23 protein-coding genes are annotated in these 21723 nt (G+C 52.1%); 1 reads left to right on the top strand and 22 read right to left on the bottom strand.

What is annotated here, in order from left to right; genetic code table 11:
- Positions 1–17: 17 nt before the first annotated feature.
- From GTQ55_RS05455 to GTQ55_RS05400, 12 genes are all read right to left on the bottom strand, one after another.
- Positions 18–401, bottom strand: coding sequence for a hypothetical protein (locus GTQ55_RS05455; RefSeq protein WP_161857827.1), 384 nt, complete (start codon positions 399–401; stop codon positions 18–20).
- Between the two features lie 150 nt (positions 402–551).
- Positions 552–857: a hypothetical protein gene (locus GTQ55_RS05450; protein ID WP_161857826.1), complete on the bottom strand. Its 306-nt coding sequence runs from the start codon at positions 855–857 to the stop codon at positions 552–554.
- Between the two features lie 23 nt (positions 858–880).
- Entirely contained in the window at positions 881–1363 is a 483-nt protein-coding gene (locus GTQ55_RS05445; RefSeq protein ID WP_161857825.1) for a hypothetical protein, read from the bottom strand.
- Positions 1364–1509: 146 nt separating this feature from the next.
- On the bottom strand, positions 1510–1920 hold the full coding sequence (locus GTQ55_RS05440; protein ID WP_161857824.1) for a hypothetical protein: 411 nt from the start codon (positions 1918–1920) through the stop codon (positions 1510–1512).
- A 642-nt stretch (positions 1921–2562) separates the two neighbouring features.
- Complete coding sequence (locus tag GTQ55_RS05435) at positions 2563–3036, bottom strand: L,D-transpeptidase family protein (protein ID WP_161857823.1); 474 nt, start codon at positions 3034–3036, stop codon at positions 2563–2565.
- Positions 3037–3100: 64 nt separating this feature from the next.
- On the bottom strand, positions 3101–3508 hold the full coding sequence (locus tag GTQ55_RS05430; protein ID WP_161857822.1) for a DMP19 family protein: 408 nt from the start codon (positions 3506–3508) through the stop codon (positions 3101–3103).
- Between the two features lie 206 nt (positions 3509–3714).
- The gene (locus GTQ55_RS05425; RefSeq protein WP_161857821.1) at positions 3715–4059 is read right to left on the bottom strand and encodes a hypothetical protein; all 345 of its coding nucleotides are present in this window, start codon (positions 4057–4059) and stop codon (positions 3715–3717) included.
- A gap of 961 nt (positions 4060–5020) precedes the next feature.
- The gene (locus GTQ55_RS05420; RefSeq protein WP_161857820.1) at positions 5021–5437 is read right to left on the bottom strand and encodes a hypothetical protein; all 417 of its coding nucleotides are present in this window, start codon (positions 5435–5437) and stop codon (positions 5021–5023) included.
- A gap of 145 nt (positions 5438–5582) precedes the next feature.
- Positions 5583–5993: a hypothetical protein gene (locus GTQ55_RS05415; RefSeq protein ID WP_161857819.1), complete on the bottom strand. Its 411-nt coding sequence runs from the start codon at positions 5991–5993 to the stop codon at positions 5583–5585.
- Positions 5994–6133: 140 nt separating this feature from the next.
- Complete coding sequence (locus GTQ55_RS05410; RefSeq protein ID WP_161857818.1) at positions 6134–6556, bottom strand: hypothetical protein; 423 nt, start codon at positions 6554–6556, stop codon at positions 6134–6136.
- 125 nt (positions 6557–6681) lie between these two features.
- Positions 6682–7134 (bottom strand): hypothetical protein, encoded by a 453-nt coding sequence (locus GTQ55_RS05405; RefSeq protein WP_161857817.1) that lies wholly within the window; start codon positions 7132–7134, stop codon positions 6682–6684.
- Positions 7135–7282: 148 nt separating this feature from the next.
- Positions 7283–7594 (bottom strand): hypothetical protein, encoded by a 312-nt coding sequence (locus GTQ55_RS05400; protein ID WP_161857816.1) that lies wholly within the window; start codon positions 7592–7594, stop codon positions 7283–7285.
- A gap of 357 nt (positions 7595–7951) precedes the next feature.
- On the opposite strand from GTQ55_RS05400, the gene GTQ55_RS05395 reads away from it, so the two are divergent.
- The gene (locus GTQ55_RS05395; RefSeq protein ID WP_161857815.1) at positions 7952–8953 is read left to right on the top strand and encodes an integron integrase; all 1002 of its coding nucleotides are present in this window, start codon (positions 7952–7954) and stop codon (positions 8951–8953) included.
- Between the two features lie 102 nt (positions 8954–9055).
- Here the strand turns inward: GTQ55_RS05395 and GTQ55_RS05390 are convergent, their stop codons facing one another.
- The 10 genes from GTQ55_RS05390 to sdhC form a co-directional block, all read right to left on the bottom strand.
- Entirely contained in the window at positions 9056–9694 is a 639-nt protein-coding gene (locus GTQ55_RS05390) for a sulfotransferase family protein (RefSeq protein WP_161857814.1), read from the bottom strand.
- A gap of 368 nt (positions 9695–10062) precedes the next feature.
- On the bottom strand, positions 10063–10935 hold the full coding sequence (gene sucD / locus GTQ55_RS05385; protein ID WP_161857813.1) for a succinate--CoA ligase subunit alpha: 873 nt from the start codon (positions 10933–10935) through the stop codon (positions 10063–10065).
- 2 nt (positions 10936–10937) lie between these two features.
- Positions 10938–12104: an ADP-forming succinate--CoA ligase subunit beta gene (sucC, locus tag GTQ55_RS05380; RefSeq protein ID WP_161857812.1), complete on the bottom strand. Its 1167-nt coding sequence runs from the start codon at positions 12102–12104 to the stop codon at positions 10938–10940.
- A 152-nt stretch (positions 12105–12256) separates the two neighbouring features.
- Positions 12257–13699 (bottom strand): dihydrolipoyl dehydrogenase, encoded by a 1443-nt coding sequence (lpdA, locus tag GTQ55_RS05375; protein WP_161857811.1) that lies wholly within the window; start codon positions 13697–13699, stop codon positions 12257–12259.
- 181 nt (positions 13700–13880) lie between these two features.
- Positions 13881–15083 carry a 2-oxoglutarate dehydrogenase complex dihydrolipoyllysine-residue succinyltransferase gene (odhB, locus tag GTQ55_RS05370; RefSeq protein WP_161857810.1) on the bottom strand — a complete coding sequence of 401 codons (1203 nt, stop codon included), beginning with the start codon at positions 15081–15083 and terminating at the stop codon, positions 13881–13883.
- 41 nt (positions 15084–15124) lie between these two features.
- Positions 15125–17950, bottom strand: a complete 2826-nt coding sequence (locus GTQ55_RS05365; protein ID WP_161857809.1) for a 2-oxoglutarate dehydrogenase E1 component — start codon at positions 17948–17950, stop codon at positions 15125–15127.
- Positions 17951–18138: 188 nt separating this feature from the next.
- On the bottom strand, positions 18139–18843 hold the full coding sequence (locus tag GTQ55_RS05360; RefSeq protein WP_161857808.1) for a succinate dehydrogenase iron-sulfur subunit: 705 nt from the start codon (positions 18841–18843) through the stop codon (positions 18139–18141).
- 18 nt (positions 18844–18861) lie between these two features.
- Complete coding sequence (sdhA, locus tag GTQ55_RS05355; protein WP_161857807.1) at positions 18862–20634, bottom strand: succinate dehydrogenase flavoprotein subunit; 1773 nt, start codon at positions 20632–20634, stop codon at positions 18862–18864.
- A gap of 3 nt (positions 20635–20637) precedes the next feature.
- On the bottom strand, positions 20638–21006 hold the full coding sequence (sdhD, locus tag GTQ55_RS05350) for a succinate dehydrogenase, hydrophobic membrane anchor protein (RefSeq protein WP_161857806.1): 369 nt from the start codon (positions 21004–21006) through the stop codon (positions 20638–20640).
- On the bottom strand, positions 21000–21374 hold the full coding sequence (gene sdhC, locus GTQ55_RS05345) for a succinate dehydrogenase, cytochrome b556 subunit (RefSeq protein ID WP_161860024.1): 375 nt from the start codon (positions 21372–21374) through the stop codon (positions 21000–21002). The genes sdhD and sdhC overlap by 7 nt, the downstream gene beginning before the upstream one ends.
- Positions 21375–21723 lie beyond the last annotated feature (349 nt).

Genomic DNA, 21723 nt, shown 5'->3' with positions numbered 1-21723 from the left:
CCTGTGATTGTTATATTTTACATGGCACGATATATGAGCCAACACCCTAAGACTACCGCACCAACAAAATACAATAAAAACAGGAAAAAGCCGAGCGACCACCCCACAAACAAACTATAAATCATCGACAAAACAAAGCCATATACTAAAAGGTTTGGAAGGGTGAACTTGCCAAGCTTACTCAATATCAAAGCTACTGGCACACCTAAAATCAGTGTGGATACGTAAGCTATGACCAGGCCTCCCAGAATGAACAGGCCTGCTACGCTTCCGATCTCTGAATTTGGCTCAGAAATTAGCCTCATGAAAATGGCATAAAAAATAAACGCGGGAATTATGGCCAGCGGTCCTAGAAATAGCGCCGGAATTATTTTCCTAAAATTTTCGCTAATTGCTTTCATGAAATATAACGCCGCCGGCAGGGGCAGCTTACCTTGTGCGCATTTTGCGCGATAATGGGAGCGCAGCGACCCGCGCAAAATGTGCACAAGGTAAGCTGTCCCGCGGAAGGCCGAAGGCCTGTAGCAAATTGCCCGGCCTTGTTAGCAGCCTTACCTGGCACCACACTTTGGTAGTTTACCCAATTCTTCACTACTCAAGTGAAGCGCATTGCATCCGTTACCCCAACCTCTAAAGCCCTCGCCTTCCCCTAGAAACCAGCAAGAACATGGCTCATCAATTAAATTTCTTTCAGGCAGTAAAGGAAAGGAGCAAATGACGCCGTCATCGAGAACGACAAATTTCATATCGCTACCGGCTCCACTTTCTTGAACCTCAATGAGACCTGCCATAAAAATAAAGAGCAATAGTGTGCAGCCGCACCCTAAAACAAAGCTCAATGCCAATTTTTTCTTCATCGCGAGATCTAGCTGCTAACGCCTCAAACAGAGGCGCGCGTTTTTTGCGCGTCCGACTGCTTTGATTTGTTATGAGCATTTGCCCGTTTAAGGTACCCAGAATAACCATAAAAATAAATAGCAGCCAAAACAACGTTACTTACAACGCCTAGAGCAACTAGAAATAGTGCATTTTTATTTAGCAAAAACGTAACTGCAATAGACAAGTAAAGAACCAAAGACGCGTTTATGGCACCATAAAATACTGAAGAACCTATCATGGACGTGATAGTGCCATTTGGATTTCGCAAGTTAGCTATGAAAGCAACGATAAAATTAGCTAAGACCCAGGGTAGGCTTATGGCAAAAGCTAAGAGAATTAACTTCAATGATGATATTTCTAAAAATAACTCGCGACTGAATAAGCACAGAATAAGAACCCCAGGGGCGAGCGTGGAAATAAAGCCTATTACTATGGCTGTGTATTCGCCTCTATTAAGAGACCTTATTTGTTCAACAGTACTCATCGATTTAGCTCATAACGCCACGCTCAGCCGCAGCTTACTTTGCGCACCTTTTGCGCGAAAATAGGAGTCGACAGCGACTGCGTAAAAGGTGCGCAAAGTAAGCTGTCGGATGCAGCGCTTTGTTATGCGCTGCGAGGTCTCAGAAACTACCCCTTCCGGTTTATTGGAGGGAGTTCAAGGTGCGACTGATAGTACTGACGGAGAAATATGTTCTCAGTTTTCTTATTATTGGATGTTTGGTAAACATCCACGTAAATTGCACCATAATTAGCTAAGGAGTGGCTATATACAGACCAAAATTCGTTGGCGTCTTCTTCAGCACAATATCTACTCCAAACATCATGCTTCGTTTCACCGATATATAAAATTTCACTTTCACCTTTTATTCTCGGTATAGGCCTCTCTGTTTTTAGAATATAGACAACCCCGGAGACTCCTTTTGTTTCTGCAATTGCAGACCTGTATTGTGTAATAAACTCTTCTTTTTCCTTGGATTCAATCCTTGTAGAACCAGAAAATTTTTGAACTACATGATCACACTCAAAAACACAACTCATAAATTATCCTTGGGTTAATACTCTCTACCGCATAACGCCCAGCGCAGGCGCAGCCAGCGCGGAGCGCATTTTGTGTTAATGTTTGAGCGCCAGCGAGTAACACAAAAGGTGCGTAGCGTTGGCTGTCGCTCTGCCGCTGCTTGTTATGTGTGGCTAATAGTTGCGCCAACACCCTTCTCCGTAAGAACTTGCTTGAACTACCGTTTTCTTCAACGGCTCAAACTCAATACTCACGATGCAGTGCCACACTTTCTTTTTTGAACTGAGCATACTTTCTCGAGTCGCATACTGGATTTTATACAAATTTAGCAAATTACCATTGCTCAGGCCCTCGGTACTACTTGGAGTCTCATCTTTCAAATAGCCAAGATTAAAGATATAAGCGTCATCTATTGGCTTTCCCTTTAATCTTTGAAGATCCTCATCGAACACAACATATGCGTGATCAAGAATTCCCGTACACCCACAAATTACTAAAGTCGAGATGTAGATAAAAATCTTGCTCAACAGTCTGTACTCACATAACGCCGCGCTCAGCCGCGGCTAACTTTGGGCGCTTTATGCGCAATAATGGGAGCGAAGCGACCGTGCATAAAGTGCACAAAGTTAGACGTCGGCCTGCAGCGCTTTGTTACATGCCACTTACCACTGGATTTCGATCGGAGTACCGACCTTCACTAAGCTCATGAACTCATCCATCTCTCTATTTGTTAATGCTATGCAGCCATTAGTCCAATTGAAACGCTGAGTGATTGGTGCAAACCAACCCAGCCAATTTCTCTGGCCGTGAACCATTATGAAACCGCCAGGAGACACGCCGATCCTTTCTGCATTATCTTTATCCTGAGTATTTGGATAAGAGATATGCATAGCTCGATAGAAAGACGAATCTTCTTTTTTGTAATCTAGGATATACCTACCTTCAGGGGTTCTTTCATCACCCTCTTGCTGCTTATGGCCTTTTGGGTTTTTGCCGAAAGCAACATGATACTCACGCACCACTTTTTCTCCATCAATTAGATAGAGCCTGCTCTCAGATTTATCTACCTTGACCAAATCTACCTCAGCAAATGCAGAGCTAGTCAGAGTTATCAGAATTAGTACGATGTATTTCATATGCATGTAACGCTTGCAGCAGTTGCGCGGTCTTTTTCGCGTCTACTGCCTGTGATTGTTATGTTTATTCTGCCACATAGTCGTCCAATAGCTCGTAAAAATTCTCAGAATACTCGTAGAACTCAAAATCTAATTCTCCTAGCTTTTCAAATTTTGACTCTTCTTCGATTTCCAATTGAATTTGTCTGTCTTCGCGAGATTCCGGTAGCTTACCATTGAATGCTATATTGACAGCTTGCTGAAGCAACGAAGCTGTTTGAGTTGCTCCAATATCTTTCAAGGATTTTAGAGCTACTGCAGCATTATCACCTGCTGAATTCCAGAAATATTGATGAAATCCACCATTGTTCACTTCCGCTTCTAACCACCAAATCGTATAGATCGCTTGCTCTTTTTCACTTAGAGCATCAAAACCAATAGAATCGACTCTGTCTGAAACGGCATCGAAAGAATCTGGATAATTTTGTGCCATTGCCAGCCCTGCTAGTAAAGAGAGAATTAGTAATAGTCTTCGCATAAACTTTCAGGAAACATAACGCCCACAGCAGGGGCGGCTTAGCTTATGCGCTTTTTGCGCGAAAATGGGAGCGAAGCGATCGCGCAAAACGTGCATAAGGTAAGACGTCCCGCGGAGGCCTGAAGGGCCGGAGCTTCACTGCCTGTGTTTGTTATGCATTACTACCCAATGCTAGCGGCATCGTATATCCCAAGAATGCCGGTTAACAAATATAGAACTTGAAAGCCTAAAAATTGCTTAAATTTAGCGCGCTGACTTTTATATCCTGTTAAGAAATGAAATACACATAGGACGATAAAGCCCCAAAACAAGCTAGCTACTGCGCCCCCAACTGCGTACCCAAACACCTCAGGAGAACTGCCAGCTTTCAGCAGGTTTCCAACAAAATTTGCGCACATACTAAGCGCCGTAAAAAGTATGGTGCTTAGTATTAAAAACGCACTCGGCTTCTCAGGGCCAGGTTCGCGAACATCGGCATCGCTGTCAATGTAGCCTTTATCACTCATTTGAAGATCCCTCTAGTCAACGAATGCATAACGCCGCCGGCAGGGGCAGCTTACCTTGTGCGCGTTTTGCGCAAAAATGGGAGAGAAGCGACCTGCGCAAAAGGTGCACAAGGTAAGCTGTCCCGCGAAGGGCCGAAGGCCCGTAGCAAATTGCCCGGCCTTGTTATGGCCGACGTACTACACCAGTAATTCAGAGCGCGCCTGGGTAGGTAAACCACTGACAGGTGCCTACTTTTCTAGTTTCTATATAAGTACTGCGATGGCTTTACCAACCGAAATTCCTAAAACAAGAAAGAGAACTCCAGCAAATATTGCACCTAGCACAATTAATGCATTTTTCTCGTGGGGTTCAGTCGTAGACCACCAACTTTTTAAGGATTCCTTCACAATTTTTCCTTTCTAGCTAAATGGCCTCATGCCATAACGCCGCCAGCAGGGGCAGCTTACCTTGTGCGCTTTTTGCGCAAAAATGGGAGCGTAGCGACCCGCGCAAAACGTGCACAAGGTAAGCTGTCCCGCGGAGGGCCGAAGGCCCGGAGCATCCTGCCTGGCCTTGTTAGCAATTGGATATCTGTACATAGGCTGGCGCTTACATTTCAGCTGCTTTAGAGCCCCGACGGACCTCTGATACAAGCAAAGAAACCGCGAAGATTACGCTACACAAAATACCCAATAAAAGTAGGTAGTTTTCCTCGAACACTTGGGGATTCCCAAGCCCCCTGCCCAACTCAAAGCCCAAGATATAGATCCCGGCAAGGCAAAATATAGTTAGCGTAGTGATTTTAAATAATTTGAACATCCTTGCTCTCTAAAGATTGCTAACGCCCGCAACAGGGGCGACCAATGCTATGCACGTTTTGTGCGAAACTGGGAGCGCAGCGACCCGCACAAAACGTGCATAGCGTTGGGCGTCCCGCGGAGGCCCGAAGGGCCGTAGCATCCTGCTTGCGTTTGTTATGCATTATTGCCATTTTGGTTCGTATATAAACTCAGGAGCCTCGGGCGAGGTTGTTGAGCTGCCCCAGAAGTAGTAAAACTCCTGCTCGTCTCCACTTATTTTTCCGACTAGATACCAACTTTCTGCATGAAAAATGCCTCGGTGCTTCTGCTCTAGAACGGCAAAAATAGTAACTTCTGTACCTTTTTTTAGTTTCGCGGAAGTTTCTCCAAAATAGCAAGATTCATTATCTTTCTGCCAAACAATCTCGTCTGTAATTTTAGAGGAAACCTTACGCCTATTGCTTTTACAAAGTAGCGCATCTCTGGTAAGAGTCCGCGTGCCCAATACCTCGGAAAAATGATCTTCATTACTATGCTCTACCAGGCTCGTACAACCTGAGAACACAAGAGCTATCGCGGTGATTAAAAGCTTCTTCATAGATGATGCATAACGCCGCCGGCAGGGGCAGCTTACCTTGTGCGCGTTTTGCGCAAAAATGTGAGCGAAGCGACCTGCGCAAAACGTGCACAAGGTAAGCTGTCCCGCGGAGGGCCAAAGGCCCGTAGCAAACTGCCCGGCTTTGTTAACGCTTATACCATTCGCCAAGACTTTTACCGGCAGCTAATAAATCGTTCAATGACATGCAAGCGTAAACTGCGCTACTCCAGGTTACGTCATTTTCTGGAACGACATAGATCCCACTAATTTGGTCATTTTCCTTTTTATAAATTGCCAAGTATCCATCTCCCTGAGCTAAAGGAATACCTCCCTCGCAACGCTCCGAAACATGGTAAGAATCTGCAATACCGCAGGACTGTTGGCAACCAAAAATTTTAATCCTAAATTTTTTATCTGGCCATTCATACAATGGACCATCTGCCATTTGTAGCAATCCTAGCAAATCACTCGGCATCTCTACTTTGTATGCAGTTTCCCAAGCCACAAACTGCCTTGTTGTTGCAGCTGGCGGAGACTGATCTTCTATAAGCTTCATGACGTTAACGCCCGCAGCAGGGGCGGCTTATCTTGTGCGCATTTGGCGCGAAAATGGGAGTGTAGCGACCTGCGCAAAATGTGCACAAGGTAAGCCGTCCCGCGGAGGCCCGAAGGGCCGTAGCAAACTGCCTGCGTTTGTTAGTGAGTTTGACCACAGTACTGGTCTCCGTGCTCAACAAATGAGCCCTGGTAATTTTTGGATAGCCAGCTCTTAAGTGATTCTGCCAGTTCAATTGCAGGTGCGTCACCTGTTCTTGCTTTGTCATATGTTGCTACTGTAAAGCAAGATCTATCTAAAACGTTGTTGACAGAAAACTCATAGCTTTGGCTATTTATGTATATTGCGAAAAGGAAGTTTTCTTTAACCTCCGGCTTCATATTCCCGCCACCTTCCTGCAGCTTTTTAAAGCCATGCTCTTTGGCGTACTCATCTAAAGCCGGCAAGAGCTCAGCTTTTCTTATGTTTCCTGCTGAAAAATGAAACCCGGCTATTGCAGGGTAAACTTCTCTAGAGCATGAGACGACTATAAAAGCAAAAAATATTAGGAATAATGCTCTCATCTCTAATTGCTCACTAACGCCCCGCTCACCTGCACATACTGCGGAGAGCGTTTTTGTGTGAAAATGGAGCGCAGCGACACACACAAAAACGAGCGTAGCAGTATGTGTCAGAGTGCAGCGGTTTGTTATGCATTTGCTAGCTCTCTAAACTGTTTTAAAGGAAAATCGTGCTCCACCCAACGCTCCTTATATTGTTCTGGACCTATATTTTGATGAATATTCCACAGTACCGTTGATATTTGTTGAATAATTCTCTGCGTTTTGCATTTGCCAGATAGAACCGATTTGTAATCTGATTCCGGATGCATATTCCAGCTCGCCCAATCACTAAACCAACGAGCTTCGTAAGATGCCACTTCGTTTTCTACCGAAACTAAAAACTGTAATTCACCTGGCTCATCCATAAACACAACTTTCGATTCTTTAACTCCGTTTTTTAAGTCAACAGCCATTTGAGCAAGTTCACCGAGACTATCATGCAGATATGAAACTGCCGAGTCGCATGATTTTTTCCCGTCAGTTAGTACGACAGTCGCCCATCCGTGATCTTCAAGCTTGTATTCAATTGCGAACTTCATGTGATTTTATGCATAACGCCGCCAGCAGGGGCAGCTTACCTTGTGCGCGTTTTGCGCGAAAATGGGAGCGCAGCGACCCGCGCAAAAAGTGCACAAGGTAAGCTGTCCCGCGGAGGGCCGAAGGCCCGGAGCATCCTGCCTGGCTTTGTTAACTGCTGAATGCAACGTAGGCCACCAAGCTGACGATACCGATGAAAAGAAGCGAGTAAATTACGTACACGACTGCAAACGTGGCTCGCCAGCCTTTACCATCCTGCTTTTGACAGCCCTTGCCATACGCTACTAAAGGACCTGCAACTGCGGCATAGTAACCCAACGCCAATAGGAAGCTCTTGCCGAGTAAGCGAATAATTTCATCATCAGTGGACAGAGTATTCAGAAAAAGCATGGCTATCGCCATACATAAAACGAAGTACGATACCCCGCCGATAACATGATCTTTGATAATACTTATTTTCATTATCTATCCGGACTTTGCCGACTAATTGCAGTTAACAGTTATATCGTGGGCGATGTGCGCCATATTCTGCCGCCCGCTATCCACCGTGATTATTTACGACAAGAATGCGCGCTAGCCCTTGCGGCGTCAAGGTTTCCGGCCATTCGCCCGGTCCACTGGGGAGCACAAAATTGATCATGCTGCCCACTATCTCAACTCCACAAAGCTAAATTAACTCTCTGATATATATAGATTTTTTTCTGGGGACTGGTAACTCTCGGTAGATATAGGGCAGTGTAATCGATTGTAATTGACGAGGGACAGAAAATAGACAAAATACTGTATATTCATACATTTCATTTGTCTAAGGGGTCAAACATGGAAGACGTACCTCGCCCTCTACCCTCTCCCCCAGTTAAGTTTATGGATCGCTTACGAGCATTCATGCGCGCAAAGCGACTAGCATTCAGGACGGAAGAAACTTACTGCCGTTGGATTCGAGGCTACATCCGGTTTCATGGTATGCAGAGGCCGGAGCACCTCAATGGAGAGCACATCGACGATTGGCTCCGTCACCTTGCTTGTGATCGATCGGTATCAATCAATACCCAGAAAACGGCGCTCAATGCTGTGGTCTTTCTCTATCGGCAGTTTCTGCGCCTCGATATTGGAACTTTGAATTTTACCCGTGCCAATAAAGGGAGAAAGCTGCCTGTTGTATTCAGTCAAGATGAAGCGATGAGGATACTTTCTTTCCTAAAGGGAGAAAGCTGGCTCGTCGCATCGCTGATGTACGGCTCCGGATTGCGTGTAATGGAAGCCGTACGTCTACGAATACAGGATTTTGATTTTGAGCAGCAAGCAATAACAGTGAACGAGGCCAAGGGTAATAAGGCACGCCGTACGCTGTTGCCTGCGGCACTGGTTGCGCCGCTGCAGGCTCAGGTTGAGATGGCGATGGCATTGCATCGCAGGGACTGTGAAGAAGGGGTTGGGGCTATTTATCGACCAGAGGCCAACTCTGTTAGTGCGAAGCACGATAAAACGGCCTTGCTGTATGTCTTCCCTGCTGATGGGCCTGCATTCTGCCCTAGCATGCAAGTGATGCGCCGGCATCATATACGCGAACAACAGGTACGGCGCGCCGTGGCTCGTGCGATTGGCAAGGCAGAGATCCGGAAGGCGGCCAGCTGCCATACTTTTCGGCATTCATTTGCCACGCACTTGCTCGCTGCTGGTACGGATATTCGTACTATCCAGGAATTACTGGGACACAGTGACGTCAAGACAACGATGATCTATACCCATGTCATAGGAGAACATGCAAACGATACTCTCAGTCCTTTGGATCGGCTAGCCGCAGAACACGGCATTAGCTAGTGAAAACAGCGATAGGCAAGCTTGCGTAGGCACAAAAAAGCTGCCCGGGAGCAGCTTCTGAGTGCGGACGTATACGCAGAAAAAATCAAAAGTAAAACAACGTTAAAATTCGTACCCGAATACCTGAATATCTTTGCGGTAGATTTTGGCAACCTTGCTGGCCAAGTCGTCCGAATAATATTGCTTGTAGGATGTTTCCGACGACGTCACATTTCGGCTGACCATTTCCTTTTCAGGCAACTTCAGCTTCTTGAAGACATAATCAACATCGTCATTAAACGTCTCCATTCGGCCAATATAATCAACCGAGTTTAGATCAATCAGTGCCGACTGCGCGCGTATATGACGGTCGCAGTTTTTTATATCAACGGTAGACAGGAAGTCCACAAACCCTTCAAAGGTTTGAAGAGTTTTAGCCTTCGACTCCGGTAGCTGAAAGAAATTCTTGTTGGCGCTCTTCGAAACCTTGTTGCGCCAACAGGAGACGACCCTATCCCAGGGATTGCGTACGAACGCAAACTTGAAATAGTCTTCAAAAGATTTCACAGGGTAATGGAGCCAACTTGCGTGCTCCACATCAAGAGGAACGCCACTATCTTTCAGGTGATTAAAAATAGTTCGCGTACCAACTTTCGCAACGCGATACCATACAAACTTCTGGCTATGAGACAGAGTAATGTTGTATCGCGCGCTCGTCGGTATCAACGGCATCTTCGAAAAGCCTCTATACAAAAGTTGCATAGAGATACTCTGGACGTCTAACCGAGTCGGTTTACCAGGCACTGTTCTCACACTTAAAACTCCCTTTTGAATATTTTGACTTTCCATTCAAGTCGACCACATAGCCTTGCCAATTTGCTATGTGAAGCCACTTCCTCGGCCTAGCAGCCGTTACGACGATTACCCAGAAATGCCCTGAAACGTAATTGTTCCTGAATTGGCGTGGCAAACATTGGCGCATTGGGCTTTCGAAGTTACCAACAAACTGCCTGGGAGGCAAGGATTCCCGCCACCAGGAGAGACAGCAGGATTAACCAGGAATTCGAGCTACAGGCATAAAAAAAGCTGCCCGAAGGCAGCTTTTTTTATGCATCAGAAGCAATAGCTGATTACCAGCCAGTGATTTCCTTCAGAGCATTACCGATTTCCGCCAGGGAGCGGACGGTTTTAACACCAGCGTCTTCCAGCGCTGCGAACTTCTCGTCCGCGGTGCCTTTACCACCGGAGATGATCGCACCAGCGTGGCCCATGCGCTTGCCAGGAGGAGCGGTTACACCAGCGATGTAGGAAACCACCGGCTTGGTGACGTTTGCCTTGATGTAAGCAGCCGCTTCTTCTTCAGCAGAACCACCGATCTCGCCGATCATTACGATCGCTTCGGTCTGCGGGTCGTTCTGGAACATTTCCAGAATGTCGATGAAGTTGGAGCCCGGGATGGGGTCGCCACCGATGCCCACGCAGGTGGACTGGCCGAAGCCGTGGTCGGTAGTCTGCTTGACCGCTTCATAGGTCAGGGTGCCAGAGCGGGAAACGATGCCCACTTTACCCGGCTTGTGGATGTGACCCGGCATGATGCCGATCTTGCACTCACCCGGAGTAATCACGCCCGGGCAGTTCGGGCCGATCAGGCGTACGCCCAGCTCGTCACATTTAACCTTGGCATCCAGCATATCCATGGTAGGAATGCCTTCGGTGATGCATACGATCAGCTTGATACCGCCGTTCGCCGCTTCCAGGATGGAGTCCTTACAGAACGGCGCCGGTACGTAGATCACAGACGCTTCTGCGCCGGTAGCTTCTACAGCTTCTTTCACGGTGTTGAACACCGGCAGGCCCAGGTGAGTCTGGCCGCCCTTGCCCGGGGTTACACCGCCGACCATTTTTGTACCGTACTCGATGGCTTGCTCGGAGTGGAAAGTACCCTGGGAGCCAGTGAAGCCCTGACAGATTACTTTGGTATCTTTGTTAATCAGTACTGACATGATTATTTACCCTCCGCAGCTTTAACCACTTGCTCTGCCGCGTCGGTCAGGCTGGTGGCCGCGATAATATTCAGACCGCTGTCGCTCAGTACTTTGGCGCCCAGGTCTGCGTTGTTACCTTCAAGGCGAACAACAACCGGAATCTTAACGCCAACCTCTTTAACTGCGCCGATAACGCCTTCTGCAATCATGTCGCAGCGAACGATGCCGCCGAAGATGTTGATCAGTACTGCCTTCACGTTTTCGTCAGACAGGATGATCTTGAACGCTTCAACCACGCGCTCTTTGGTCGCACCACCACCAACGTCCAGGAAGTTGGCCGGCTTGCCGCCGTGCAGGTTCACGATATCCATGGTACCCATGGCCAGGCCGGCACCGTTTACCATGCAGCCGATGTTGCCATCCAGCGCTACGTAGTTCAGGTCCCACCTGGCAGCGTGTGCTTCACGCTCGTCTTCCTGAGACGGGTCGTGCATTTCACGCAGATCCGGGTGACGATACAGCGCGTTGCTGTCGATCACGATCTTGGCGTCGAGGCAGTGCAGGTTTTTCTCTGGGGTGATTACCAGCGGGTTGATTTCCAGCAGGGCCAGATCTTTCTCTTCGAACATCTTGGCGAGGCCCAGGAAGATCTTGGTGAACTGCTTGATCTGGTCGCCTTCCAGGCCCAGCTGGAATGCCAGCTCGCGCGCCTGGTAAGGCTGAGCGCCTACCAGCGGGTCGATGGTGGCTTTCAGGATTTTTTCCGGGGTCTCTTCCGCAACCTTCTCGATCTCAACACCGCCTTCGGTGGAGGCCATAAAAACGATGCGACGGGTGGAACGGTCAACGACCGCGCCCAGGTACAGTTCCTGGTCGATGTCGGTGCAGGTTTCTACCAGAATGCGGGAAACCGGCTGGCCGTTTTCGTCTGTCTGGTAAGTTACCAGATTGTTACCCAGCCACTTTTTGGCGAATTCTTCAATTTCCGCTTTGGAGTCCACCAGCTTCACGCCGCCCGCTTTACCGCGGCCGCCGGCGTGTACCTGGGCTTTAACAACCCACTTGTCTCCGCCGATTTCGTCTGCTGCCGCTGCTGCTGCTGCCGGGGTTTCCGCTGCGATGCCTTTGGAAACCGGCAATCCGTATGCTGCAAACAGTTGTTTGCCCTGATACTCATGCAAGTTCATAGTCAATACCAATTCACATTTGAAATGTGTTTACCAATTGCAGATTGCTCTGCACCTTTAGACAGAATTTCTGGTTTGCTTCTTTGCAGTACCAGAACTCTGAAATGAAACCGGGACGATAACCGGGTTACCGCCCCGAAACTGCGAGTCGCTTACTTGCGCTTTTTACGGTTGGCGATATGAATCGCGTGGCCGTTCACCGCCAGCGCGGCTTCCTTCACGGTTTCAGACAGGGTCGGATGACCGAATACAGTCATGCCGATGTCTTCTGCGCTGGAGCCAAACTCCATCGCAATCGCCACCTGCTGCACCAGATCGGCGGCAGACGGGCCAACAATGTGGGCGCCGAGTACGCGATCAGTCTCTGCGTGGGCGATGATTTTTACCATGCCGCTGGTATCGTTCGCGGCCACGGCGCGGCCGGAAGCAACAAACGGGAAAACACCGACATTGTAGGGCTCACCATCGGCTTTTACCTGCTCTTCGGTACGACCTACCGCAGCGATTTCCGGGTGAGTGTAGATCACGTTCGGGATCACGTCGTAGTTCATCATGGGTTTCTGACCGGCGATACGCTCAGCAACCACAACGCCTTCCTCAGATGCCTTGTGCGCCAGCATAGGTCCGCGCACCACGTCACCGACAGCCCATACGCCCGGCGCAGAAGTCATGCACAGGTCGTTGACGTAGATGAAACCGCGCTCGTCCATCTTCACACCGGCATCTTCAGACAGTAGGCCTTCGGTGTACGGACGACGGCCCACACACACGATCAGCTTGTCGAAGGTTTCCTTGTGCTCTTTGCCGTCTTTGTCTTCATAGGTAACAACGACTTCCTTGCCTTTTACTTCACTGCCCGTCACGCGGCAGGACAGGCGAATGTCCAGGCCCTGCTTCTTGAAGATCTTCTGCGACTCTTTGGCGATCTGCTGATCCATGATGGCGAGGAAGCTGTCGAGGGCTTCCAGAACAACAACGTCGGAACCCAGACGACTCCATACGGAGCCCAGCTCCAGACCGATAACACCGGCACCGATCACGCCCAGACGCTTGGGTACTTCGGTGAATTCCAGTGCACCAGTGGAGTCAACGATGAACTTGTCATCTACCGGGGCCGGCGGAATGTTCACAGGTACAGAACCGGAAGCCAGAATTACGTTTTCAGCTTCGTAGGTCGTGGATTTACCGTCTTTGTCGGTAACTTCCACTTTCTTGCCAGACAGCAGCTTGCCGGTGCCCTGGATAGAAGTGACCTTGTTGGCCATGAACAGGCCGGAGATGCCACCGGACATCTGCTTCACAACACCTGCTTTGCGCTCGATCATTTTCTTGACGTCAATCTTTACCTTGCCGGTATCGATGCCGTGTACGTCGAGAGCGTCTTTCGCTTCGTGGTATTTCCAGGAGCTGTCCAGCAGCGCCTTGGAAGGGATACAACCCACGTTCAGGCAGGTACCGCCGTTGACGACCTTGCCTTCTTTATTGGTCCATTTTTCAACACAGGCAGTTTTCAGACCCAACTGCGCTGCGCGAATCGCGGCTACATAACCACCGGGGCCAGAGCCGATTACTATTACGTCAAATTTTTCTGACATGGTCTGTTCCAAATTTGTGTGGATTCAACGTATGCGGACTTGAATCCGCATGGCCGGGGATCTTCCCGGCATTCCCTGAGGCGGTCTTGGTGCCGCTGATGCCTGCATCAAAAACAGGCTCATATGTTTCGGGCGATCACCGGACACCGGCTAACCGCCCTATCTCCAAAAATCGGACGGCTTAGACTTCCAGCAGGATGCGCGCCGGATCTTCGATCATTTCCTTGATCGCAACCAGGAAGCCAACCGCTTCCTTGCCGTCGATCAGTCGGTGATCGTAAGACAGTGCCAGGTACATCATCGGCAGGATTTCTACTTTTCCGTCGACCGCCATCGGGCGCTCCTGAATTTTGTGCATGCCCAGAATTGCGGTCTGCGGCGGGTTCAGGATCGGGGTGGACAGCAGGGAACCGAATACACCACCGTTGGTGATGGTAAAGGTGCCGCCGGTCATTTCTTCGATGGTCAGCTTGCCGTCACGCGCGCGCAGGCCCATGTCGCGGATGTTGTTTTCGATGTCCGCAAGACCCATGTGCTCGGCATTGCGCAGTACCGGCACCACCAGGCCTTTCGGCGAGGAAACCGCTACACCGATGTCCTGGTAACCGTGATACACGATATCGTTGCCGTCGATGGAGGCATTCACGGCGGTGTAACGCTTCAGCGCTTCAGTGGCCGCTTTTACGAAGAAGCCCATAAAGCCCAGGCGGGTGCCATTGTGGGTCTTCTCGAACAGGTCTTTGTAGTTTTTACGCAAGTCCATGATCGGCTTCATGTTCACTTCGTTGAACGTAGTGAGCATGGCAGTGGACTGGGATGCATCCAGCAGGCGCTCGGCGATGCGCTTGCGCATGCGCGTCATCGGTACACGCTTCTCAACGCGCTCACCCGGTGCAACGGCGACCTCGGCGGCAGCGGCCGGAGCAGCAGCGGCGGCCGGTGCAGAGCCCGCTTTCATCACGTCTTCTTTCAGAACGCGACCACCTTTGCCGGTTCCTTCAACACCCGCAATGTCGACGCCCTTTTCCGCGGCCATTTTTTTCGCGGAAGGCATGGCGATTTTCTCGCCGCCAGCGGGAGCCGGAGCCTCCGCCTTTTCTTCTGCAGCAGGTGCCGCTTCGGAAGAGTCACCAGCGCTGCCGCCGGCACCTTCCTCGAACTTGGCGATCACTTCGTTGGAGAGAACGGTGTCGCCCTCTCCCTTGATAATTTCGCTGATGGCGCCGTCTGCGGGTGCAACAACTTCCAGCACCACTTTGTCGGTTTCAATATCCACGATCAGTTCATCGCGGGACACGGCTTCACCCGGTTGTTTGTGCCAGGTGGCAACAGTGCCGTCCTGAACGGATTCCGGGAAAGTTGGCGCTTTAATCTCGATGGTCATTGTTCCTGTTTCCTGAGATTGCTCTTCGTTGTACTGCTGCCTTATTTGACAGTCAGCGCCTCATTGATGAACGTATTCTGTTCTTCCAGGTGCGTGGACATATAGCCCGCCGCCGGTGCAGCAGAAGCCGCGCGGCCGACATATTCCAGCTCCAGTTTTGGATGTGCTTCGTTCAGCAGACGACGCAGGTGGTGCTGACTGGAGTACCAGGCCCCCTGGTTCATCGGCTCTTCCTGACACCAGGCGACGCTCTTGATGTTCTTGAATGCGGATACCGCAGCCAGGAACTCGTCGTCCGGGAACGGATAGAGCTGCTCGATGCGCACCAGTGCCACATCTTCCTGCTCACGCTCCATTCGCGCTTCCAGCAAGTGGTAGTAAACCTTCCCGGAGCAAAGTACCAGGCGCTTGACCTTGGCCGGGTCTACGCCCTGGTCGCCGATCACGTTGTGGAATTGTCCTTCGGCCAGCTCGTCCAAGGTGGAGGTGGCCAGTTTGTGGCGCAGGATCCACTTCGGGCTCATGATCACCAGCGGACGGCGCATCGGGCGCACGGCCTGGCGGCGCAGCAGGTGGAAAATCTGTGCCGGGGTGGTGGCATTACACACCTGGATATTGTGCTCGGCGCACAGCTGCATGAAGCGCTCAAGGCGCGCAGAGGAGTGCTCTGGTCCCTGACCTTCATAGCCGTGCGGCAGCAACATCACCAGGCCACACATGCGGCCCCACTTGTGCTCACCGGAAGTGATGAACTGGTCGATGACGACCTGGGCACCGTTGGCGAAGTCACCAAACTGCGCTTCCCACACCACCAGGGATTTCGGGGTGGTCGTGGCGTAGCCGTATTCGAAGGCCAGTACCGCTTCCTCGGACAGCAGCGAATCGTAGATGTCGAAACGCGGCTGGCCTTCAAACATATGCTGCAGGGGTACGTAGCTCTGCCCATCTTTCTGGCTGTGAATCACCGCGTGGCGGTGGGAGAAGGTACCGCGACCAACGTCCTCACCGGCAAAGCGGACCATAAAGCCCTCTTCCAGCAGCGTTCCGTAGGCCAGGGTTTCCGCCATGCCCCAGTTCAGGGGCAGCGCCCCACCGGCCATCTTGCGGCGGTCTTCATAAATCTTGGACACCTGACGCTGCATCACGATGCCGTCGGGAACGGTCGTCATACGGGTGGCCACATCTTTCAGCTTTGTCAGCTCGAAGCTGGTGTCGCCTTCCGCGGTCCACTCGTGGTTCAGGTAGGGGCGCCAGTCGACGAACATGGACTCGTCAGGCTTTTTCACCAGACCGGTGGCCACATCTTCACCGCGGTCCAGCTTGTCCCGGTAGTCATTGGCCAGCTTGTCGGCTTCCGCCTTGCTTACCACGCCCTCAGCGATCAGCTTTTCGGCATAGAGGGTACGCGTGGTCTTGTGCTTGCGGATGGTCTGGTACATCAGCGGCTGGGTACCAGACGGATCATCGGTCTCGTTGTGGCCGCGACGGCGGTAACACACCAGGTCGATGACGATGTCTTTCTTGAACTCGTAGCGGTAGTCCACGGCGAGCAAGCCCGCGAGCACAACCGCTTCCGGATCATCACCATTTACGTGCAGTACCGGAGCGTCGATCATCTTCGCGACATCGGTACAGTACTCGGTGGAGCGGGCGTCTTCGCGTTTGCTGGTAGTGAAGCCCACCTGGTTGTTCAGCACCAGGTGAATACTGCCGCCGGTGTAGTAGCCCCGGGTCTGGGACATCTGCAGGGTTTCCTGCACCACGCCCTGGCCGGCGAACGCCGCATCACCGTGGATATTGATCGGCATCACTTTCTCGCCGGCGCTGTCGCCACGACGGTCCTGACGAGCGCGCACGGAACCGACAACCACCGGCGCACAGATCTCGAGGTGCGAGGGGTTGAATGCCAGTGCCAGATGCACTTCGCCGCCGGGGGTCATCACGTTGGAAGAGAAGCCCTGGTGATATTTCACGTCGCCGGAAGTATCCAGGGTTTTCTTGCCCTCGAATTCTTCGAACAGGTCCGCCGGGTTTTTACCCAGGATGTTGACCAGCGTGTTCAGACGGCCGCGGTGCGCCATGCCGATCACGATTTCTTTGACGCTGTAGGTACCGGAGCGTCGGATCAGTGCATCCATCAGCGGAATCAGGCTCTCGCCGCCTTCCACGCCAAAGCGTTTGGTTCCCGGGTATTTGGAATCCAGGTGGCGCTCAAGACCTTCAGCGGCAGACAAACGCTGCAGGATTTCGGTGCGGACATCGTTGCCGAAGGTAGGCTTCGACTGGCTGCGCTCAAGGCGCTGCTGGAACCACTGCTGCTCGTCCAGATTGGACAGGTGCATGATCTCTGCACCGAGATTGCCGCAATAGGTATTCTCGAGGCCTTCGACAATTTCACGCAGCGTCGCTTCGCCGTTGCCGAAAAACAGATCGCCGGTCTGGAAGGTGGTATCGAAATCCCCTTCCGTGAGGCCATGGTAGTTTAGCTGCAGATCCGGCACCTGTTCGCGCGCCATGATACCCAACGGGTCCAGGGTGGCTTTTTTGTGACCGCGGTGACGGTAGGAATTGATCAGTTGCAGAACTTTGATCTGCTTGCGCTCGTGCTCCACATTGACAGAGCCGGCGCCGGGAGCGGCGAGAGGACGGGTACGGTTTTTCGCCAACAGCTCGAAGTGCTGACGAATAGCGGCATGTGAGACATCACCGCCATTGACACGCGGGAGGCTGTCAAAATAACTGCGCCATTCTTCCGGCACACCGCTTGGGTCGTGCAGATAGGTCTCGTACAGCTCCTCCACGTATCCGGCGTTGCCACCAGAGATATGCGAAGTACGCCAGAGCTCCTCCATTGTACTTTCGTGCATTAATGCCTACCTCAGTTGACGGCGCGCACCCTTGAATTTCACGCCGCTCTTTCCTGTCTTTCACTCACAAAAGGGGAGGCGCTAAAAAGACACCTCCCCTTTTTCGTATAAGCCTGACACCTGCTTTGCTGTCGGCCTAATTGTGATTATTTTTGGTGGGAACCCGCGTTCCCCCGGGAGTGGACTCCCTACACGGCGCGGGTTATCAGCATATTGCGGATATGACCGATGGCCCGAGTGGGGTTCAAGCCCTTGGGACATACGTTCACACAGTTCTGGATCCCGTGGCAGCGGAATACGCTGAACGGGTCGTCCAGTTTCCCGAGGCGCTCATCGGTAGCTTCGTCGCGGCTGTCCGCCAGGAAGCGGTATGCCTGCAGCAGGCCTGCCGGGCCGATGAACTTGTCGGGGTTCCACCAGAAGGACGGGCAAGCGGTGGAACAACAGGCACAGAGAATACACTCGTAGAGGCCATCCAGCTTTTCGCGCTCTTCCGGGGACTGCAGGCGTTCGATGGCCGGGGCCGGTGAATCGTTCTGCAGGTAAGGTTCGATTTTCTTGTACTGGGTGTAGAACTGCTCCATGTCCACCACCAGGTCACGAATGACCGGCAGACCGGGCAGCGGGCGCAGTACCAGCTTGCCTTTCGGCGCCGCTTCAGAGATCGGCATGATACAGGCAAGACCGTTCTTGCCTGAAATATTCATGCCGTCGGAGCCGCATACGCCCTCACGGCAGGAGCGGCGGAACGCCAGGCTCGGGTCCTGAGCCTTCAGCAGTTCCAGTACGTCCAACACCATCAGGTCCTTGCCCTGGGTATCGAGATCGTAATCCTGCATGTACGGCGCAGAATCGGTGTCCGGGTTGTAACGGTAGATGCTTACTTTCAACATGGTCTTTCCGCTCCCGAATTAATAAGTACGCGCTTTCGGCTCGAAAGCTTCCACGGTGCTGGGCGTGAAGTTAACCGCACGCTTGCCAACACGCTTTTCCGCAGGGAAGTACATGGAGTGGCACAGCCAGTTCTCGTCGTCGCGCTCCTGGAAGTCTTCGCGGGCATGAGCACCACGGCTCTCGGTACGGACTTCCGCAGCGATGGCAGTCGCTTCGGCTACTTCCAGCAGGTTTTGCAGCTCCAGCGCTTCGATACGTGCAGTGTTGAATGCGCGGGACTTGTCATCCAGACGGACGTTCGCGATACGTTCGCGTAGACCTTCCAGCTTCTTGACACCTTCGGCCATGTAATCGCCGCGACGGAATACACCGAAGTGGTTCTGCATGACACCCTGCAGCTCGGTGCGCAGGTCCGCGGCTGATTCGCCGTCGTTGGTGGTTTCGAGGCGGTTCAGGCGCGCCATGGCCGCTTCGATATCCGACTCGGATGCTTCGCGGTTCTCAATACCTTCGCGCAGGGCTTTTTCGATGAACAGGCCGGATGCGCGACCGAATACCACCAGGTCCAGCAGCGAGTTGCCACCGAGACGGTTGGCACCGTGTACGGATACACAGGCAACCTCGCCACAGGCGTAGAAACCGTCGATCACATGGTCATTGCCGGAGGCGTCCTGAGTCAGGGCCTGGCCGTGAACGTTGGTCGGGATACCGCCCATCATGTAGTGACAGGTCGGGACAACCGGGATCGGCTCTTTGACCGGGTCGGCGTGGGCAAAGGTCTTCGCCAGTTCACAGATACCCGGCAAACGGCTGTGCAGCAGCTCTTCACCCAGGTGATCCAGCTTCAGGAATACGTGGTCGCCATTCTCGCCGGCACCACGGCCGTCGAGGATCTCCAGTACCATGGAGCGGGCCACCACATCGCGGGAAGCCAGGTCTTTGGCGTTGGGCGCGTAACGCTCCATAAAGCGCTCGCCGTCCTTGTTGATCAGGTAGCCGCCCTCACCACGACAGCCTTCAGTAACCAGTACCCCAGCGCCGGCAATACCGGTCGGGTGGAACTGCCACATCTCGATGTCCTGCACCGGCATACCGGCGCGCAGGGCCATACCCACACCGTCGCCGGTGTTGATGTGCGCATTGGTGGTGGAAGCGAAGATACGGCCGGCACCACCGGTCGCAAATACAGTCGCCTTGGACTTGATGAAAACCACTTCACCGTCTTCGATACAGATCGCGATCACACCGACAACAGCGCCATCCTGGTTCTTGACCAGGTCTACCGCGAACCACTCGTTCAGGAATACGGTATTGTGCTTGACGTTGTTCTGGTACAGCGTGTGCAGCAGGGCGTGGCCGGTACGGTCAGCTGCCGCACAGGTACGCGCCGCCTGACCACCGCGGCCGTAGTCCTTGGACTGGCCACCAAACGGACGCTGATAGATGCGTCCTTCTTTAGTACGGGAGAACGGCAGCCCCATGTGCTCCAGTTCGAACACGGCTTCCGGACCTACGGAACACATGTACTCGATCGCGTCCTGGTCACCGATATAGTCGGAGCCTTTGACGGTGTCGTACATGTGCCAGCGCCAATCGTCATTGGGGTCATCGCTGGCAATCGCACAGGTGATACCGCCCTGGGCGGAAACCGTGTGCGAACGGGTCGGGAATACTTTGGTGATTACCGCAGTCTTGAAACCGGACTGGGCCATCTGCAGCGCCGCGCGCATACCCGCGCCGCCGCCGCCAATTACGATACCGTCAAAGGTTATTGTTCGCATATTCGACATGACTTACACACCCCACAGAATTTCAATGCCCCACACCGCGTAGAACACGGCGACTGCGCCCAGCAGTACTTCAACCAGAATACGCAGAACGGTCGCTTTGCCGCCCATCATTCGGTTGGTGAGGTAGTCGGTCACCACAGACCAGAGACCGATCCAGGCATGAGCAATGGTGGAGAACAGGGCAACCAGGCTGAATACGCGCACCCAACGCTGTTCAAACAGCGCGGACCAGCTGGCGTAGCCAAAATCTTTGGAGAGAAAAATAAAACCCACTATAAAGAGGGTGTAAGCGACCAGCACTACGGCACTGACCCGCTGAATGAACCAGTCGTACAGACCGCTACGACCGAAACCAGTAACTGCCTTTACCATACCAGAACCCCCGCCAGCAGAATGAGTACAACGGAAAGCACCAGTACGATGACGGCGCCGCGACGACCACCTTCGAGACTTTCACCCAAGCCCAAATCCATCAGCAGGTGACGCACACCCGCGATCAAGTGGTAAATGAGCGCAGCCAGAGATGCCCACAAGACCAGCTTGGCCGGGACACTGGTAAAAAAGTCGGCTACTTTTTGGAAACCCTGCTCTGATTCCAGGCTGGAATCCAGCATACACAATAAAAGCGCAACCACGGCGAAGAGCACCACACCGGAAACCCGATGCAGAATGGAAACCAACGCTGGCGCAGGGAGCTTGATAGTAGAAATGTCTAAATTGACAGGTCTGTTCTTGTTCACAGGAATAACACCTTGTTGCCCTGAAAGACGGGGCGCCCGAATATTTTCTGTATCCCGGGCGAGCTTGCCGATCACTATTCACACAACCTGTAGAGGTCTTGTACAAAGTGGCCTTACCAAGGCGCAAGCCGCGCGGATTATAGGCATTCAAATTTCAAAACACAACGAACCGCAGTCCGTTGTTGGCGGCTTTGTAGCAGTTGGAAACCGCGCCACATACCAGACCAAGGTATGAAGCGCCTGTTTCAACCAACCCAAATTTCCGCGCCAGATTCCCCACTCCAACAGGCAAAATCCCTGCCACCCGCGCCCCACACGGAAGATCCTGCGGGTACAGAACCGGTCAGAC

It is taken from the genome of Microbulbifer hydrolyticus (assembly GCF_009931115.1).
Classification (GTDB): Bacteria; Pseudomonadota; Gammaproteobacteria; order Pseudomonadales; family Cellvibrionaceae; genus Microbulbifer; species Microbulbifer hydrolyticus.
The sequence above is the reverse complement of the archived record's forward strand: the minus strand, read 5'-3'. Positions and strand labels throughout refer to the sequence as shown.